Below are 17212 nucleotides of genomic sequence, written 5' to 3' on the forward strand. Positions count from 1 at the left end.
CCGTCATCGTGCGTCGCGCCGGGCTTCAGCCCGCCACGGCCGGCTGGCACGCGGCGGACAGCCACGATACCGCCTCATCCCAGGGCAGGTCGCGCTGGGCGCCGTCGCGCTGGCGCAGGCGGACGTTGTTCGCCTCCACCTCGCGGCCGCCCACCACCGCGAGGAAGGGCACGCCGGCCTCGTGCGAGCCCAGCACCTTCTTCGACAGCGACTCGTCCCGCACGTCCGCCCTCGCGCGACAGCCCGCCTGTCTCAACCGTGACGCCAGCCGCTCCGCGTACGCGGCGGCCCCCGCGCCCACGGAGGCCACCACCACCTGTTCGGGCGCGAGCCACGCGGGCAGCGCGCCCCCGTGGTGCTCCAGCAGGATGCCGATGAACCGCTCCAGGCTGCCGAACAGCGCGCGGTGAAGCATCACCGGGCGCATGCGTGCGCCGGCCGCGTCGACGTAGTGCAGGTCGAAGCGCTCCGGCAGCACCAGGTCCAGTTGGATCGTCCCGCACTGCCACGCGCGGCCCAGCCGGTCCTGGAGCACGAACTCCAGCTTGGGGCCGTAGAAGGCGCCCTGGCCCGGCTGCTCCTCGAACTGGAGCCCCGCCTGCCGCGCGGCGGACTGGAGCCACGCCTCCGCCTGGTCCCACAGCGCGTCGCTGCCGGCGCGCATCGCCGGGCGCCCGGAGAAGGCCACCTGCACGGCGTCGAAGCCGAAGCCCGCGTAGAACGCCTTGAGCGACTTCACGTAGCGCACCACCTCCGCCTCCACCTGCTCCGGAGCGCAGAAGATGTGGCCGTCGTCCTGCGTGAACTGGCGCAGGCGGAACAGCCCATGCAGCGCGCCGCTGGGCTCGCTGCGGTGCACGAGCCCGAACTCCCCCAGGCGCAGGGGCAGGTCGCGGTGGCTGGGCGCCATGCGCTGCACGAGGTGGATGTGGCCCGGGCAGCTCACCGGCTTGAGGGCCAGGTGCCGGTCGCCCTCGGGCAGGCAGAACATGTTCTCGCGGAAGTTCTCCCAGTGGCCGCTCTGCTCCCAGAGCGGCTGGGAGAACAGCTGCGGCGTACGGACTTCCTGGTAACCCTCGTCGCGCATGCGATGGCGGACGTGCTCCTCCAGCAGGCGGTACAGCATCAGTCCGCGCGGGTGCCAGAACACCATGCCCGGGGCCTCTTCCTGCAGGTGGAAGAGGTCCAGGCGCTGGCCCAGCGCGCGGTGGTCATGTTCGTCGAGCATCGTCGTGTCTCCGTGTGTCGGTCGGGTGGGGAGCCGGGGCCGGACACGGGGCGTGAGTGCTTGCACGGTCGCCCCGGCCGGAACTCGGCGGGGCGGGAAACCGTGCGCTCGTCAGACCACCGACACGCGCACCGGTCCCACTCCCGCCGAAGCGGTGGTGGTCGTGGTCGCGGTGGTGGTGATGAAGAGGCTCACGGGACAAGAAGTGCTCCCGGACGCACGGAAAGTCAAGCCGTGCGCCGGGACGACAGGGGCCGTCAGTTCAGCAGCGCCAGCAGGCCGAACAGGCCCAGGAACAGGTAGAAGAGCGACTCGCCGGCGATGAGGCCGCCGCCCACCAGCGACATGGTGCTCATGTCCTCAGGGAGGACCGCCTCGCCCGGCGCGGGCTCGCGGGTGAAGCGCTTGGAGAAGGTGTTGAACAGCGACGTGAGCACGCCGCCCACGCCGAACCAGAGCGTGGCCGGCAGCGCGATGAAGCCACCGAACGCGGCCGCGTAGGGGCTCGGCAGCACCACCGAGTCCATCACGTAGCCCGCCGCGAAGCCCCGCCGCGAGCCCTGCACGAAGCGCAGGTACGCCGGGTGACGCCGGATGACCTTGCGCAGGACCTCCATCGTGAAGCCGATGCCCAGGCCGATGAGCAGCGCCTTCACCTTGTATTCCGACAGCGCGCCCAGGTCGCGGATGGCGCCCACGAACTTGTACGTCATCGCGCTGCCCCACTGGCCCACCTGCGTGTCGGGGTGATCCAACTGGTTGATGGACAGCACCGGGTAGGCGCCCATGAACACGCGCGCCAGGCCCACGCACAGCACCGCGCCCATGAAGATGCCCAGCACCTGGTAGCGGAACTGCACCACGCGGTTGGTGCCCAGGCGCCAGCCGGTGGAGCGGTCCTGCTGCATGTCGCAGCCCACCGACGTGGAGATGAGCAGGATGGAGGACGCCATCAGGCCCACCAGCGGATCCTTCAGGCCCAGCAGCGACATGAGCAGCACCGACATCACGAACGCGCTGGAGATGGGGTTGTTGTCGCTGATGCCGTAGGCGATGCCGTTGATGAGCACGAACAGCAGCGACAGCGCGAGCCCGAAGATGATGAAGCCCGCGGGCTGGTTCAGCACCTGCGTGGCGACGACGACGACCGCCGCGCCCCAGCCCACCACCCAGGCGATGAGCCGGGGCACGTTGACCTTCTTCCAGGCCGGCTCGTCGTCCACCGGCGCCTGCGCGCGGCTCCGGATGCGCGCCACCGCCTGCACCGCCAGCAGCGCCAGGTCCACCATCGCCGCGCCGCAGATCATCGCCAGTGAGATGAGGAAGCCGATCTTCCGGTACGGATCATCGGGCCCCAGCCACCCGATGCCCTGCAGGAACGGGGTGATGGCGAAGCCCAGCAGGCCCATGCACATCGCGGGCACGGTGATGCGGCTGCCCACCACCATGCCGGCGCCCACCGTGGAGCTGCTCACGCTCAGCGCGGCCACGGCCGCGACCTTCTCCGTCAGAAACGCGGCGAGGATGCCCAGGCCGGTGCCGCCGCCCAGCTTCGCGATGGACGCCTTGAGCAGGCGCTTGTCCGTGAGCGCGCGCAGGATGTTGGCCACCGCGTAGCCGGACGGGTAGTCCAGCTGGAGCCGGTCCACGAGCAGCGGCGTGTAGAGCATCCCCACGCCCACGCCGAACATGCCCACGCAGCCGACGAAGAGCATGAGCTGCCACGCGGGCGGCTGGGGCATGCCCAGCCACACCATGGCTTGGATCAGCACGGACATGGCGCACAGCGAGGCCACCGACGCGGCCATCGTCTGCATGTAGTTGGCGCCGTGCTTGCCCTCCGCGCCGTAGCCGTACGTGACGACGCTGCCGAGGATGCCGGAGAGCACCTGGCTGGCCACGAAGAAGCCCAGGCTGAAGTTCATGTACGACGCGGCCACGCCGCCCAGCGGGCCCAGGATGAGGATGGCCACCGTGGCGAGCAGCAGGTGGTACTTCCAGGTGTTCACCGCCGGCAGGAAGCGGAAGCGCGGGGTCACCGCCTCGGACGCGGGCGACAAGGTGGGGGAGGGCTCCGGGGGGAGCGGTTGGGCGGGGTGGGCCATGGGTGCGGGGGAGGGTAGCGGCGTTCCCCGGCCCCCCACAACCGGACGCCTCCCCCAGGGACGCGGGCGGCCCGGCGGCCCGTCGCCGACTCCGCCGTGAGGCGCGCCGGCCCTTGCGGAGGGAGCCGCGCCATGCGACGTCGCGGTGCATGCGCCTCACCCTGCACCGTGGTGTCAGCCTCGCCGTCCTCGCGTCCGCCCGCACGGAGGCGGATCACCACGAGGACCTGGGGTGCAGCATCCAGGGGCCCACCGCGCGTCCGGTGCGCCGCGCGCAGCTTCCGCTCAAGAAGCACATCGCCGCGCTGGGCCGCGAGGGTGCGCTGCGAGAAGCGGACGCGCTGGTGCGCTGGCTGGAGGACACGCCCCGCTATGCCGCGCTGTGCGTGGGCACGAAGCGGCGCATGGGCCGGCGCGTGCTGCGCCAGGACGTCCTCTTCCCGGATGCCCTGGGCCACCGTCCCCGCGTGCTGCACCTGCGCCAGGAGTCATTGGGCCTGGACGTGCCGGTGCGCGCGAAGGACTGGCCGGTGGTGGCGGACCTGTTCGCCGCGCTCGCCCGGGGCGCGACGCCGGAGGAGCTGCGGGGCCTGTCCGTCGTCCCGGTCGTGGATGGGCTGCTGGGCGACCTGTCGCAGGCCGGCTGGCTCGTGCGCCATGACGGCCCGGTGGACGTGCCCGGCCCGGGGGCCCTCTTCGTGGGGCACAACACGGTGCTGGTGGCGGGCAGGGAAGGGCGCGTGCTGGTGGATCCGTACTTCCGCCCCGCCGGGGACGCGGACCTGCCCGGCTACGCGCCCATGCAGGCGGGCGACCTGGGGCGGGTGGACGCGGTGGTCATCACCCATTCGCACGGCGACCACTTCCACCTGGGCTCGCTGCTGCCGCTGCCCCGCGACACGCGCATCTTCGTGCCGACGGTGGCGCGCGAGAGTCTCTTCTCCACGGACTGCGCGCTGCGGCTGAAGCAGCTGGGCTTCACGCGCGTGGAGCCCCTGCGCTGGGGCGAGACGCGGCAGGTGGGCGACGTGACGGTGCGCGCGCTGCCCTTCCACGGCGAGCAGCCCACTGACGGCGAGGGGCCGCACCCGGGCCTCTTCAACGAGGGCAACACCTGGCACCTCGGCACGCCGGACTTCTCCGCCGCCTTCTTCGCGGACGCGGGCCATGACGTGCGCGGGGACATGGACGCGGTGTGCCGCGCGGTGCGCAAGGCGCAGGGCCCGGTGGACGTGCTCTTCTGCGGCGTGCGCGGCTTCCGGCTGCCGCCCATCTTCTTCGGCTTCACCACGCTGGATGCCTTCCTCGTCAACGTGCCGCGCGACGCGCTCACCACGCCGCAGCGCTTGATGGCGGGGCCGGAGGAGGCGCTGCGCTACGGCGCGCTCCTGGGCGCGCGCTACGTGGTGCCGTGCGCGGACGGCGGCGCGCCCTGGTACTGGCGCGAGGGGATGGGGCCTCGCTACGAGGGCTATCCGGGGGAGCCCGTCACGGGCGCCAGCTCGCTGGATGAGAACCCGGACGCGGATCCGTATCCGGAGCGGCTGGCGGAGGTGCGCACGGAGAAGGGCGAGGGACCGAAGGCGCTCCTCCTGCGGCCCGGTGAGGCGCTGAAGTGGCGGGGGGCCCGGTCGCCGGAGGTGCGGCCCACGCCCGGCTTCGAGTGGCCCTTCGGGGACTGGCGTCAGCCCGCTTCCGCGCCGCCGCCGCGCAGCAAGCCGCGCACGCGCCAGAGGGCGCCCAGGTAGAGGACGCCCAGGGCGACGAGGCAGGTGCTGCCCACCGCCACGTACCGGCGGATGAGGTGGCTGATGTTCCAGCCGTGGGTCTGCACCAGCTTGCTCGGGTCGCTCATGCCCACGCCCTCGATGGCGCCGAAGGGGATGCGCTCCACATGGGAGAGCGCGGCCCACCACTGCTCGAAGCCGTCCATGAAGGCCGCCGCGCCAATGACGACGAAGCCCCAGCGCAGCGCGTGCCTGCGCAGGTAGTGCTCCGGGGGCACGTAGAACGTGGCCATCAGCGCCGCGCCCAGCACCATCATTCCCCCATCACCCCCGAAGGTGATCATCGCCCGGCCCTGCATGCGGTCCAGGCCCAGCGTGCCCACGGCCTGGGCCAGGAGCAGCACCGCGCCCACGCCCAGCCACGTCCACTGACGCCGCTTCCAGCCCTGGTACGTGAGGGCTGACAGCAGGACCGTCAGGGCCAGTGGGATGAAGACCGAGCGTTCCTCCGACACGCTCGTCACCCACAGCGAGGGCGTGGCGCTGAAGCCGCAGAACCACGCGGTGACGGCGTGCCCCACCTCGTGCACCGGCATCGTGAGGACGATGCGCAGGAAGGCGTGGAAGCCCGGCGAACGGACCGCGAGGTAGGCGACGAGGAGCGCCGCGGGAAGGACCCACAACCGCAGCCGGGCCTCGAAGCGCTCTCGCGCCACGTCGCCGCCGTCGAAGATGTCGGGCGTCGCGAGGTCGGGCATGGCCTCGATGTGGGGCGGGACGAACGTGGGGGCCGCGTGCCCCTCCAGGGCTTCGCGCAACGCGAGCCGCCGGTCCTCGACCTCGCGCAGGGCCGCGTCCCGCTGTGCCGCGTCGCGTGCTTCAGCACTCCGGGCGGCGGCGCGGGCCTCGGCGCGCAGGTAGATGACGCCGCAGCTCGGGCACTCGGGCCCGGCCGCACGGGGGGCGCCACAGCGGGGGCAACTGGCGGACGGGTCGCTCACAGGACCAGGACTCTAGGTGCGACGCGGAATGGACGAAAATCCAGGCGGGCGCGGTGGCGGCGGCCCGGTGGCGCAAGTCCCGGAACGGATGGGGGACCTTGACGCCCCGGTCCTGCTCGCCCATGTCAGGGGGATGGCCGACCTGGACATCCGCACGCGGGGACGGACCGCTCCGGGGCGGCTGCGCGCGCTGGATGCGTACCTGTGCCACTTCGAGGGCGCGCTCCTCACGCGCCAGGACGACGCCTGGGCCCGCGCCGTCTTCGTGGACGTGGGCTTCGGCGAACATCCGTGGACGACGCTGGAGAGCGCCGCGGCCTTCCGCGCGCTCCACCCCGAGTTGGTCGTCGTCGGCGTGGAGCTGGACGCGGAGCGCGCCCAGGCCGCCGCGCGCGCCCACGCGGATGCGCGCACGCACTTTCGCGAAGGCGGCTTCGCGCTGCCCCTGTCTCAGGAGGAGCCCGTCCGCGTCGTGCGCGCCATGAACCTCCTGCGCCAGGGCCCCCTGGAGCGCATCCCGGAGGTGCACCACGCGCTCTCACGTCCGCTGCTGCCGTCGGGTCTGCTCGTGGAGGGCAGCTCGGACACGGACGGCGCGGTGCTCGTGGCCCACCTGCTGCGTCGGGCTCCGGATGACGCGCCCCCCGTGCGCGAAGGCCTCCTGTTCCACACCGACTTCTCCCGGGGCTTCGCGCCGCTGCTGCTGCGCGACTGGTTGCCCCGCGACCTGCGCCGCCGCGTCCGTCCGGGCGAGCCCGTGCACGCCTTCTTCCAGGCCTGGGACTCCGCCTGGAAGGCCGCCCGAGCCGCCGGCCACACCGCGCCTCCAGACGCCTTCGCGGAGTCCGTCCTGCGGCTCGCGGCGACGACTCCCGGGGTCGCCACCGAGGCCTGGCTGCTGACCCACGGCTGCCTGCGCTGGAGCCCGCCCGGCGGCATTCCGCCCTGACGGAAACCCCATTGCTTGGAGGAGCAATCGTCTCCGGGAGCGGTCGCAAGCGCAGCGGGAAAAGGTATTCTGTCGCGAATTGCCCTCCGGGGTCCCCCGGGCTTCCGGAAGGCAGATGGCTCGACATGAACAGGCACCTTCTGACGCTGCTCACCGCGGGGCTGATGGCCAGCACTCCGGCCGCCGGTCCGACCGCCCCCGATGCGGGCGCGGGCCGCCTCGCGCAGCGTCTCCGACAACTTCGTCGTCCCTCCCCGCGCCCCCGCGGCGAGGCCGACCCCGCGAACCTGGAGCATGAGATGCAAGAGGCGGCCGTCTCCAACGAGGCCCCCGCGGCAGTCATCGCGGCGCGCGCCCCCGTGTTGCTGTTCTCCGCCAACTTCTACGGCACCCTGGCCGCGGCGCGCTGCCTGGGCCGCCATGGCGTGGACGTGACGGTGGCGGACACCGGCCGGCTGGGCCCGGCCAGCTATTCGCGCTTCGTCAGCCGCCGCGTGCAGTGCCCGCCGGAGTCCCAGCCGGAGGCCTTCCTCCAGTGGCTGGTGGACTTCGGCCTGCGCGAGCCCGTCAAGCACGTGCTCTACCCGACGAGCGACGAGCTGGCGTGGCTCATCTCCGCGCACCGCGCCAAGCTGGAGGGCCTCTTCCACCTCTACGACCCGGGCGTGGACGCGGTGTACGGCCTGCTCAACAAGCGCCGCCTCTACGAGGTGGGCACGGAGGTGGGCCTGCACCTGCCGCGCACCTGGTTCCCCCAGTCGGAGGCCGACATGGAGCAGGTGCGCCGCGAGGCGAATTTCCCGGTGCTGCTCAAGCCCACCACGCAGATCCTCCACGCCACCCACCGCAAGGGTCAGCCGGTGACGTCCCCGGAGGACCTGGCGCGCGAGTACCGCGAGTTCGCCCGCGACACGTACGCGCCCATGCTCGTGAAGTTCGACCCGGCCGTGGTCAACCCCATGGTGCAGGAGTTCCACCCGGAGGCCGCGGAGGGCATCTACAGCCTCTCCGGCTTCGTGGATGAGTCCGGCGAGCTCTTCGAGGCCCGCGCCGCGATGAAGGTGCTCCAGCGCCCGCGCAAGCTGGGCGTGGGCGTCTGCTTCGAGTCCGCGCCCCTGCGCCCGGACCTCGTCGCGGGCCTGACGCGGCTGTGCAAGCGCCTGGGCTACCACGGCGTCTTCGAGGTGGAGTTCATCCAGACGAAGGACTCCTACCTCCTCATCGACTTCAACCCGCGCTTCTACGGGCAGATGGGCTTCGACATCGCGCGCGGGCTGCCGCTGCCGCTGCTCGCGTACCACGCGGCCACGGGCGACCGGGAAGCCCTCGCGAGCGCCGTGGCGGACGCGCGCGCCGTCAGCGCGCGGCACGACGAAGAGGTGTTCTGCAACCGCATCGCGCTGGAGATGCTGCTCAACCTCCAGCGGCTGTCCGGCGCGCTGCCGGCCAGCGAGGCCCGGCAGTGGCGGCAGTGGCTCACCACCCACCGGGAGAAGGCCGTGGATCCGCTCATCGACCGGGACGACATGATGCCCGCGGCGGTGGAGCTGGCCACCATCGCCTACGGGTCCGCGCGCCACCCCCGCGCCTTCCTCCGGATGATGGTCTTCAACCGGAGCTGAGGCGCGGCGGACGGGCGTTCGCTAGCTGGCGGCGCGCGAGGCCGCGGGGACCTCTCCATCGAAGGTGATGAGGTCCTCGTTCGTCTCCGCCCGGCGCAGCACGCGCACCTTGCCGCCCTCCACGCTGACGATGGCGGGCTGCGGGAAGGAGAAGGACGTGCCGAAGGGCACGAAGTACGCGCCCGCGTCCATGATGGCCAGCGTGTCGCCCACCTTCAGCTCCGGCAGCCGCACCGCGTGGTACAGCGTGTCGCCCGGGGTGCAGATGGGGCCCACCACGGTGTAGGCCCGGTGCGCCTTCGCGTCCGGCCGCTCGACGTGGAAGAGCTGGTGGTACTCGTTGCGCACGCACTCCGCGTGGTTGATGCCCATGTCGAGCACCGCCCAGGTGCGCTCGCCGCCGTCCTTCAGCGCGTGCACCCGGCCCAGCAAGAGCTGCGTGTTGCCCGTCATCGCGCGGCCCGGCTCCAGGAAGATGCGCGGACGCGCGCGGCCCTTCTTCGCGTAGTGCGCCTCCACCTGGGACACCACCTTCGCCACGTAGCGCTCGATGGAGAGCGCCGCCGCGAAGTCCGGCGCGGGCAGGTCGCGCTGGAAGGTGAGGTTGAGCCGCCAGTCCCGCTGCTCGATGTGCTCCACCGTCGGCGTGCAGAGGCTGCCGCCCAGGTCCAGCACCTCCAGGTCCAGGCCCAGCTCCCGGTGCAGCGTGTCCGCGAAGTCCAGCACGGAGCCGACGAAGCCCTCCAGCTCCGCCTCCGTGCGGATGAGCTCGCCCCGGTGCGCGTGCAGGCCCACCACGTCCAGCGTGCCCGCCGCCAGCGCCTTGCGGTACGCGGCCAGCGCCATGCCGCCCGCGATGGGCGTGCCGAACTGCGACGTCCAGCCCTGCGCCGTCGTCACCCGCACCGCGACGCGCGGACGCTTGCGCAATTCCTGCGCGTGCCGCGCAAAAACGTCCAGCTCCTCCACGTGGTTCGCCGCCAGCAGGCCGATGCCGCGCGTGATGGATTCGCGGATGGACGCGTCCGACTTCACCGGGCCGTTGTAGACGATGCGCTCCGGCGCCACGCCCAGCTTGAGCGCGAGCCACAGCTCGTAGGCGGAGATGACCTCCGCGCCCACCCCGCGTGCGTGCAGCGCGGACAGCACGCCGGGCACGGGGTTGGTCTTGTAGGAGTAATAGACTTCACAGCCGCCCGCCGCGCCCGGGGGCACCGCCTGGAACGCCGCCGCGTTGCGGTGCAGGGCCGCCAGGTGCACGACGTGCAGCGGCGAGCCGTGCTCCTTCACCAGCTCCGTCAGCGACACGCCCTCCAGGAACAGGCCGTGGCCGGGGCGCGACTCCAGGCTCCACGTCTCCGGGGGGAGGCAGGCGCGCGCGGGGGCCATCGCGCGCTGCACCACGGGCCCCAGGGTCTGCTTCAACTGCCGCTTGGCGGTTCCAACGAGACGACGACGCAGGCTCACGGTGGGGGCCCTTTCAGGAGGCGCGGGGCAGCTTGAGGGGGAGGTAGCGCGTCAGCCCGAAGCGCTTCTTCAGCGCCCGCGTGGCCAGCTGCAGCAGCCGGTACTCCAACTCGCCGTACTCCCGCCGGTACTTGTTGTGGATGATGGCGTTGGACTCCGCCACGGACTTCTCCACCTTCTCGCCCTTCTTGCCCAGGTCGTGCATCAACGACGGCCTGCCCACCCGGTAGTTGAGGATGGGGCGGTCGACGTAGACGTGGCCGTAGCGGCGGATGCCGCGCATGTAGAAGTCCACGTCCTCATAGACGGGGATGTTCGGATCGAACCCGCCCAGGGGCTGGAAGTGGTCGCGGCGCACCATGCACGCGGAGTTCACGTACAGCGTGCCCAGGAACAGGATGTGCGCCACCGTCCACGCGCTGTTGGGCGTGGTGGCGCCCACCTTCGCGACGCGCTCGAAGTAGCGGCTCTTGTCCTCCAGCCACTCGGGGTCCTCGCTGAAGGGCACCACCCAGCCCACCGCCACGCCCGCGTCCGGCCGCGCGTCCAGCGCGGACACCATCGCCTTCAGGGCCCCTTCGGCCAGCAGGTCGTCGTCGTCCAGGAAGTGCAGGTAGCGGCCCCGGGCCAGCGTGGCGCCGTGGTTGCGCACCAGCGCGGGGCGGCCCTTGGACGGCACCTCCTGCTTGAAGTAGCGCACGCGCGCATCGCCCAGGCCTTCCACCGCTTGGCGCGCGGTGCCCTCGGGCGAGTCGTCCAGCACCAGCACCTCCACCTGGACGCCTTCCTGACGCAGCGCGGAGTGGATGGCTTCCACCACTTCCTTCTCGCGCTTGTACGTCGGCATCACCACCGAGACGTCAATCTGGGACATGCCGGACTTATACCGGTGGCGGCCCACGACTGAGAAGCGAGCCGGCGGGCTCCAGGCCGCGCGCGGGGCATTTCGCCACCCGGAGGCACTCCGCCCTGTGTCCGCGCTCACCCGCCTGCTTCAGGGCAGGGCGGGCGTCAGGACCTTCCTCGCGGTTTCTCGGAAGTTTCTACTGCGTCACGGGCGGTGGAGCCGGCAGGTTTTCCTGTCCGGGTACGACACGGTTGCCACAGCGTGGCCGCCCGCCCGCATGCGTCAGAAGCTGGCCACGGCGAAGTCGAAATCCTCGTCGAACGCGGCATCGGATGCGTCCTCGACGGGCAGGTCCCGGAGGGAGGCGACGAAGGGCTGCGGGGCGTCCTCCTCCGGGAAGGCGTCACCGTGAGCGGACAGGTCGGCCTCTTCGACCGGGTCGAGCGGCAGCCATCCGGGATGCAGTTCCTCGCGGGCCATGTGCGTTCATCCTCTCCGCAAGCGGTACGGTGTCCGCCGTTGACTTGCAGTCGCTGTGCCACCCTCTCTACGGAACGGGCGGTCGGGTTGGGTCGTTCCCGACAGCGGGTGGGTCGCCGGGCAGGCAGGCACTGCTTGACGTGGCGTCGCCGGGCCGACAGGAAAGGAACACCGATGGCGCTCCTGGTGGCACACGAAATCGAAACACCGCGTCCGTGCAGCTATCTGCCGGGGCGGGAGGCGTCCCTGGAGACGCTGTTGATGCGCAACGTCACGCCCCGGGAATACGAGCACCTGCTCGTGCGGGGGTGGCGCCGCTTCGGTCCGCAGTACTTCCGGCCCGCGTGCGTGTCGTGCCAGGAGTGCGTGTCCCTGCGGGTGTCGGTGGAGGACTTCCGGCCCAACCGCAGCCAGCGCCGGGCCCGGGCCGCGTGCGCGCACCTGCGCGTGGAGGTGGGGCCGCCGCGCGTGGACGAGGAGCGGCTGGCGCTCTACCGCGCCTGGCACGCGGAGCGGGAGCAGGTGCGTGAGTGGGACGCGTCGGAGCTGGGGGCGCGCGAGTACTCGCTCCAGTTCGCCTTTCCGCACCCGTCCGCGCGCGAGGTGGCCTGGTACGACGACAGCGACCCGGCGGGCCCGAAGCTGGTGGGCCTGGGCCTGTGCGACGAGATGCCGCGCGCGTGGAGCGCGGTGTACTTCTTTTATGATCCCGCCTTCTCGCGGCTGTCGCTGGGCAAGGCGAGCGTGCTGTTCCAGGTGGAGCTGGCGCGCGAGCGGGGCATCCCGTACGTGTACCTGGGCTACCGCGTGCTCGCGTGTGATTCGCTGCGCTACAAGGCCGCCTTCCGCCCGCACGAACTGCTGGAGGGCCGGCCCGCGATGGATGAGCCCCCGCACTGGCGGACCGCGCCGGAGTCTCCCGACACGCCCTGAGAAGGAGGGCGCTGCCCGGGGGCGTCAGGGGCCGCCGAGCAGCGCCGCGTCGAAGAAGGCGCGCAGGCGGCGCTCGTACTCCGCTGGCGCCTTCGTGGCGTACTCGCCGTGGTGCGCCCCTGGCACGACCCAGTACGCCTTGGGTTCGCACGCGGCCTGGAACAGCGCGTCCTGGAGGAACGCGGGCGCGTACGCGTCCACGTCGCCGTTGATCAGCAGCAGCGGCCGGCCCTTCAGCTCGCACAGGCGCGCCATGGGGTCCACCGCGTCCACGTCCACGCCGGACAGGCGCATCGTCCAGAGCACCGGCTGCACGCTCAGCGGGCCCCAGCGGCCGTAGCTGTAGCGCGTGTCCGCGACCAGCGACGGATACGCGCCCGCCGCGGCCACCGCCTTGAGGCGCGCATCCTCCAGCGCCCCCAGCATCGCGGTGGTGCCGCCCATGGAGAAGCCCAGCACGCCCAGCCGCGAGGGCTCCACGTCCGCGCGCGCCGCCACGAAGTCCACCGCCGCGCGCAGGTCCTCCCGCTCGCGGTCGCCCCAGGTGACGAGCTCGCCGTCGCTCTCCCCATGGCCGCGCGAGTCGAAGAGCAGCACGCCGTAGCCCGCGCGCGACAGCGCCTCCGCTTCAAAGAGCATCTGCGCGCGGTTCTCCGCGAAGCCGTGCATCACCACCACCGCGGCGCGGTTGCGCGACGGCACGTACCAGCCTCGCAGCGTCAGCCCGTCGCGCGTGCGCAGCGCCACGTCCGTGCGCGCCGCGAGCGTCGCGGCCCCCAGCGGCTTCAGGGCCTGCCGCGCGGGGTGCAGCACGGCGTGGGCCGCGCGGACGTTGCGCAGCGCGATGAAGGCGGCCAGCGCGAGGACACCCGCCAGGGCGAACGCGAGGATCCGGACAGGGCGGAGGGGGCGTGGGGTCGTCTTCACGGGGTTGGCGCGGAAGCCTAGGCCAGGAGCCCCCTGGCGTTCAGCGGGCGCCGCGCCAGGGCCCGATTTTCCGGCCCGAGCGGTGCCGGTTTCCCGAACCCGCCCGCCGGCCTGGCGGGCGCGTGTTTCAATTCAGGGGAGACACAACGATGGAGATCCAAAACTTTGACGCCAATCAATTGTCCACGGACTGGCGCGACCGCACGGCCTTCGCTACCTATGGCGGGGTGTGTGGGCTAAGGATCGACAGCCCCTCCACAGGGTGGGCCCGTCGGGCGTTCGAGCGCCAGACGGAGGGTGGAAATCGTTTCTTTCCGGGAAACCCAGACATTGAACCTGAGGGCGCAGCGAGACATGACGGCCTCGGCACTGGAGCCCGGCAGGCGGCGTGTGTTGTTCACGCTCGTCTTCATGGGCACGGGCGGCATCGAGCGTTCGGTGTGCAACGTGCTGGCGGGGCTGGACCGGGAGCGGTTCGAGCCGTCGTTGTTCTTCCACCACGGGCCTCCGCCGCCGGACACGCGCGACCGCATCCCCGCGGACGTGCCCATCTCCTGGGGCGTGGGGGTGGAGGCGTACCGGCGCTGGGAGCTGCCCCGGATGCTCTGGAAGCTGTTCAACGAGGCGCGCAAGGCGGACATCATCGTCTCCGGGCAGGAGGGCCGCGCGGCGCTGCTGGCGCGGATGGCCGGGGCGATGCTGGGCAAGCCGGTGCTGGGGATGGTGCACTTCGACTGGGGGGCCTTCCACCGCGAGCAGCCGCGCCGGCAGCTCTGGGGGCTGAAGGTGCTCTACCCGGGCATGGACCGCATCGTGGCGTGTGGCTACGACTCCGCGAAGGCGTTCGCGGAGCTGGTGAACGTGGAGCGGGAGCGGCTGGAGGTCATCCCCAACTTCGTGGACGCGGCGCGGATCCGCGCTGAAGCGGACGCCCCGCTGCCGCCGTGGGCGGAGGCCGTGTTCCGCAAGCCGGTGGTCATCGCCGTGGGGCGGCTGGAGCCGCAGAAGTCCTTCGACGTGCTCATCCGCGCGCATGCCCGGATGCAGGCGGCCGGGGCGGACACGCACCTGCTCATCCTGGGGGTGGGGTCGCTGCAGGAGGAGCTGAAGGCGCTGGTGAAGGAGCTGGGCCTGGAGTCGTCGGTGTTCATGCCCGGCTTCGCGGACAACCCGCATGCGCTGATGAAGCGGGCGACGGCGTTCGCGCTGTCCTCGCGCTTCGAGGGCCTGCCCATGGTCCTGCTGGAGGCGCTCGCGCTGGGCTGCCCCATCGTCAGCACGGACTGTCCGTCCGGTCCCGCCGAGGCGCTGGACGGGGGGCGGGCAGGGGTGCTGGTGCCGCTGGGGGACGACGCGGCCATGGCGGACGCCCTGGGGCGGCTGGTGAAGGAGCCGGCCTGGCGGGACGACCTGCGGGCAAGGGCCCTGGTCCGGGCGGAGGAGCTGTCCTCCGAGCGGGCCCTCAAGGCCTGGGAATCGTTGCTCGCGGACGTCTGACGCCGTCCCGGTTAAAAGAGGAAGGACGGAGGTCCGGGTCAGGAAGATCTTGCCCGCCCTGTCCGGCTTCAACAGGATTCATCCCCATCATGACGACCACGAACGAGACGCAGGGCCTCAACTTCCTCCAGGAGGTCATCGAGGAGGACCGGCGGACCGGCAAGCACGGCGGTCGCGTGCACACCCGCTTTCCGCCCGAGCCCAACGGCTACCTCCACATCGGCCACGCGAAGGCCATCGCGCTGAACTTCGGGCTGGCGCAGCAGTACGGCGGCAAGTGCAACCTGCGCCTCGACGACACCAACCCGCTCACCGAGGACACCGACTACGTGGAGTCCATCCAGCGCGACGTGCGCTGGCTCGGGTTCGACTGGGACGACCGGCGCTTCTTCGCGTCCGACTACTTCGACCGGCTCTACGCCTTCGCCGAGCAGCTCATCTCCCAGGGCCAGGCCTACGTGTGCAGCCTGTCGCCGGAGGAGATCAGCGCGTACCGCGGTGACTTCACCACGCCGGGCCGGGACAGCCCGTACCGCACGCGCACGGTGGAGGAGAACCTGGACCTGTTCCGCCGGATGAAGGCGGGCGAGTTCCCGGACGGCAAGCACACGCTGCGCGCGAAGATCGACATGACCTCGCCCAACCCCGTGCTGCGCGATCCGCCCATCTACCGCATCCGCAAGGCGCACCACCACCGCACGGGCGATAAGTGGTGCATCTACCCGCTCTACGACTTCGCGCACTGCCTGTCGGACGCCATCGAGGGCATCACCCATTCGGTGTGCACGCTGGAGTTCGAGAACCGGCGCGTGCTGTACGACTGGATCGTCGACGCGCTCATCAAGGGCGACCGGCCCTACCAGTACGAGTTCGCGCGGCTGAACCTCACCTACGCGGTGATGAGCAAGCGCAAGCTGCTCCAGATGGTGACGGAGCGGCTGGTGTCCGGCTGGGACGACCCGCGCATGCTGACCATCAGCGGCCTGCGCCGCCGGGGCTACACGCCCGCGTCGCTGCGCGACTTCGCCAGGCGCATCGGCGTGAGCAAGTCCGACAGCCTCATCGACATGGGCGTGCTGGAGCTGTCCATCCGGGACGACCTGAACGAAACGGCGCCGCGCGCCATGGCGGTGCTGCGTCCGCTCAAGGTCGTGGTGGAGAACTACCCGGAGGGGCAGACCGAGGAGCTGGAGGTCGCCAACCACCCGAAGAAGGCGGAGCTGGGCACGCGCAAGGTGCCCTTCACGCGCGAGCTGTACATCGAGGCGGACGACTTCCAGGAGGTGCCGGAGAAGGGCTTCTTCCGCCTGGCGCCGGGCAAGGAGGTGCGTCTGCGCTCCGCGTACTTCATCAAGTGCGAGCAGGTCATCAAGGACGCCGCCGGCAACGTCACGGAGCTGCGCTGCTCGTATGATCCGGCCACGCGCGGCGGGGACTCGCCGGACGGCCGCAAGGTGAAGGGCACGCTGCACTGGGTGCCGGGCACCGCGCCCGTCGCGCAGGTGCGGCTGTACGACCGACTCTTCTCCGTGGAGCAGCCGGACCGGGACAAGGAGAAGGACTTCAAGGCGTTCATCAACCCGGCCAGCCTGGAGGTCGTGTCGGATGCGCGCGTGGAGCCGTCGCTCGCGCAGGCGAACCCCGGGGACCGCTTCCAGTTCGAGCGCCTGGGGTACTTCTGCGCGGACGCGGTGGACTCGAAGCCGGGCGCGCCCGTCTTCAACCGCACGGTGACGCTGAAGGACTCGTGGGTGAAGGAACAGAAGAAGTAGGGCGGCCCCTTCGCCGTTCGTGATGCACCACCGGAGCCCCGGGCCTGTCCGCCCGGGGCTCCGCCGTTTCGACGGGGCGGGTCATCCCGGGGGCCATGGGGGGCCCCCGTCGACGCACGCCGAGGTGGAGGCCTCCAGCAGGGCCGGGGGGCCCGAAGGGCGGCTATGGGCGGGGCGGCGTCTCACGGGTCATCTCGACCATGGTGGGGCGCCAGCCCAGCCGTTCGAACAGGCGCCGCGCGGCTTCGTTCTTCGCGGCGGTGGAGAGCACGACGCGGGGCGCCCCCAGCTCCGTGAGGCGCTGCACCATGGCCTCCGCGAGCAGCTGGCCGGTGCCGGTGCCGCGCGCCTTCGCCTCCACCCAGATGTCGTGCAGGGCGCCGTGCTTGTCGAGGAGCATGTTCCAGTCCACGCCCTCCAGCCGGCCGTAGCAGTAGCCCACGACCTCGCCGTCCAGTTCGGCCACCAGCACCACGGCCTCGCCGGGGCGGCGCGCCTCCTTGCCCAGCCACCAGCGGTAGCCGGACTCCACGTCGTCGGGGACCATGAAGCGCTGCGCGTCGAAGCCGTGGTGCTGGCGCGCGAGCGCCGCGCCCATGCGGCCCAGCGCGGGTTCGTCCAGGGCCTTCGCGGGACGGATGACGACGGGCATGCGGA

14 protein-coding genes are annotated in these 17212 nt (G+C 71.6%); 6 read left to right on the plus strand and 8 right to left on the minus strand.

The genetic code is table 11. The features are described from left to right. Nucleotides 1-25 precede the first annotated feature (25 nt). Both thrS and OV207_RS21575 read right to left on the minus strand, forming a co-directional pair. Nucleotides 26-1228 (minus strand): threonine--tRNA ligase, encoded by a 1203-nt coding sequence (gene thrS / locus OV207_RS21570; protein WP_267557007.1) that lies wholly within the window; start codon nucleotides 1226-1228, stop codon nucleotides 26-28. 257 nt (nucleotides 1229-1485) lie between these two features. After that, nucleotides 1486-3333 carry an OPT/YSL family transporter gene (locus tag OV207_RS21575; RefSeq protein WP_267557009.1) on the minus strand — a complete coding sequence of 616 codons (1848 nt, stop codon included), beginning with the start codon at nucleotides 3331-3333 and terminating at the stop codon, nucleotides 1486-1488. A gap of 149 nt (nucleotides 3334-3482) precedes the next feature. Between OV207_RS21575 and OV207_RS21580 the strand changes: the two genes are divergently transcribed. Continuing rightward, a complete protein-coding gene (locus OV207_RS21580) occupies nucleotides 3483-5081 on the plus strand; it encodes an MBL fold metallo-hydrolase (protein ID WP_267557010.1) in 1599 nt (532 codons plus the stop codon). Here the strand turns inward: OV207_RS21580 and OV207_RS21585 are convergent. Further along, on the minus strand, nucleotides 5018-6061 hold the full coding sequence (locus tag OV207_RS21585; RefSeq protein ID WP_267557011.1) for a hypothetical protein: 1044 nt from the start codon (nucleotides 6059-6061) through the stop codon (nucleotides 5018-5020). The two genes, OV207_RS21580 and OV207_RS21585, sit on opposite strands and share 64 nt — an antisense overlap. Before the next feature lie 133 nt (nucleotides 6062-6194). Between OV207_RS21585 and OV207_RS21590 the strand changes: the two genes are divergently transcribed. Next, the gene (locus tag OV207_RS21590; protein ID WP_267557012.1) at nucleotides 6195-7010 is read left to right on the plus strand and encodes a methylase; all 816 of its coding nucleotides are present in this window, start codon (nucleotides 6195-6197) and stop codon (nucleotides 7008-7010) included. Between the two features lie 299 nt (nucleotides 7011-7309). Next, nucleotides 7310-8632 carry a carbamoyl-phosphate synthase gene (locus OV207_RS21595; RefSeq protein WP_267557627.1) on the plus strand — a complete coding sequence of 441 codons (1323 nt, stop codon included), beginning with the start codon at nucleotides 7310-7312 and terminating at the stop codon, nucleotides 8630-8632. Nucleotides 8633-8653: 21 nt separating this feature from the next. Here the strand turns inward: OV207_RS21595 and OV207_RS21600 are convergent, their stop codons facing one another. The 3 genes from OV207_RS21600 to OV207_RS21610 form a co-directional block, all read right to left on the minus strand. Further along, a complete protein-coding gene (locus OV207_RS21600; RefSeq protein WP_267557013.1) occupies nucleotides 8654-10099 on the minus strand; it encodes a pyridoxal-dependent decarboxylase in 1446 nt (481 codons plus the stop codon). Nucleotides 10100-10112: 13 nt separating this feature from the next. Then, nucleotides 10113-10973, minus strand: a complete 861-nt coding sequence (locus OV207_RS21605; protein WP_267557014.1) for a glycosyltransferase family 2 protein — start codon at nucleotides 10971-10973, stop codon at nucleotides 10113-10115. Between the two features lie 255 nt (nucleotides 10974-11228). Next, nucleotides 11229-11426, minus strand: a complete 198-nt coding sequence (locus tag OV207_RS21610; RefSeq protein ID WP_267557015.1) for a hypothetical protein — start codon at nucleotides 11424-11426, stop codon at nucleotides 11229-11231. Nucleotides 11427-11600: 174 nt separating this feature from the next. On the opposite strand from OV207_RS21610, the gene OV207_RS21615 reads away from it, so the two are divergent. Further along, the gene (locus OV207_RS21615) at nucleotides 11601-12359 is read left to right on the plus strand and encodes an arginyltransferase (protein WP_267557016.1); all 759 of its coding nucleotides are present in this window, start codon (nucleotides 11601-11603) and stop codon (nucleotides 12357-12359) included. 24 nt (nucleotides 12360-12383) lie between these two features. Here the strand turns inward: OV207_RS21615 and OV207_RS21620 are convergent, their stop codons facing one another. Continuing rightward, complete coding sequence (locus OV207_RS21620; protein ID WP_267557018.1) at nucleotides 12384-13286, minus strand: alpha/beta hydrolase; 903 nt, start codon at nucleotides 13284-13286, stop codon at nucleotides 12384-12386. 354 nt (nucleotides 13287-13640) lie between these two features. Here OV207_RS21620 and OV207_RS21625 point away from each other — a divergent pair, with 354 nt between their 5' ends. Further along, on the plus strand, nucleotides 13641-14783 hold the full coding sequence (locus tag OV207_RS21625) for a glycosyltransferase (RefSeq protein ID WP_193428379.1): 1143 nt from the start codon (nucleotides 13641-13643) through the stop codon (nucleotides 14781-14783). Nucleotides 14784-14872: 89 nt separating this feature from the next. Continuing rightward, nucleotides 14873-16555 carry a glutamine--tRNA ligase/YqeY domain fusion protein gene (locus OV207_RS21630; protein WP_267557020.1) on the plus strand — a complete coding sequence of 561 codons (1683 nt, stop codon included), beginning with the start codon at nucleotides 14873-14875 and terminating at the stop codon, nucleotides 16553-16555. Between the two features lie 163 nt (nucleotides 16556-16718). Here OV207_RS21630 and OV207_RS21635 read toward each other — a convergent pair whose 3' ends face one another. Then, complete coding sequence (locus OV207_RS21635; RefSeq protein ID WP_267557022.1) at nucleotides 16719-17207, minus strand: GNAT family N-acetyltransferase; 489 nt, start codon at nucleotides 17205-17207, stop codon at nucleotides 16719-16721. Nucleotides 17208-17212 lie beyond the last annotated feature (5 nt).

Source organism: Corallococcus sp. BB11-1 (genome assembly GCF_026626625.1).
Classification (GTDB): Bacteria; Myxococcota; Myxococcia; order Myxococcales; family Myxococcaceae; genus Corallococcus; species Corallococcus soli.

Bases quoted from the DNA above. Each gene is read 5' to 3' on its own strand.
- OV207_RS21595 (WP_267557627.1), top strand. From the start codon at position 7,310: ATGCAAGAGGCGGCCGTCTCCAACGAGGCCCCCGCGGCAGTCATCGCG.
- thrS (WP_267557007.1), bottom strand. From the start codon at position 1,228: ATGCTCGACGAACATGACCACCGCGCGCTGGGCCAGCGCCTGGACCTC.
- OV207_RS21630 (WP_267557020.1), top strand. From the start codon at position 14,873: ATGACGACCACGAACGAGACGCAGGGCCTCAACTTCCTCCAGGAGGTC.
- OV207_RS21635 (WP_267557022.1), bottom strand. From the start codon at position 17,207: ATGCCCGTCGTCATCCGTCCCGCGAAGGCCCTGGACGAACCCGCGCTG.
- OV207_RS21625 (WP_193428379.1), top strand. From the start codon at position 13,641: ATGACGGCCTCGGCACTGGAGCCCGGCAGGCGGCGTGTGTTGTTCACG.
- OV207_RS21590 (WP_267557012.1), top strand. From the start codon at position 6,195: ATGGCCGACCTGGACATCCGCACGCGGGGACGGACCGCTCCGGGGCGG.
- OV207_RS21610 (WP_267557015.1), bottom strand. From the start codon at position 11,426: ATGGCCCGCGAGGAACTGCATCCCGGATGGCTGCCGCTCGACCCGGTC.
- OV207_RS21615 (WP_267557016.1), top strand. From the start codon at position 11,601: ATGGCGCTCCTGGTGGCACACGAAATCGAAACACCGCGTCCGTGCAGC.
- OV207_RS21605 (WP_267557014.1), bottom strand. From the start codon at position 10,973: ATGTCCCAGATTGACGTCTCGGTGGTGATGCCGACGTACAAGCGCGAG.
- OV207_RS21580 (WP_267557010.1), top strand. From the start codon at position 3,483: ATGCGCCTCACCCTGCACCGTGGTGTCAGCCTCGCCGTCCTCGCGTCC.
- OV207_RS21575 (WP_267557009.1), bottom strand. From the start codon at position 3,333: ATGGCCCACCCCGCCCAACCGCTCCCCCCGGAGCCCTCCCCCACCTTG.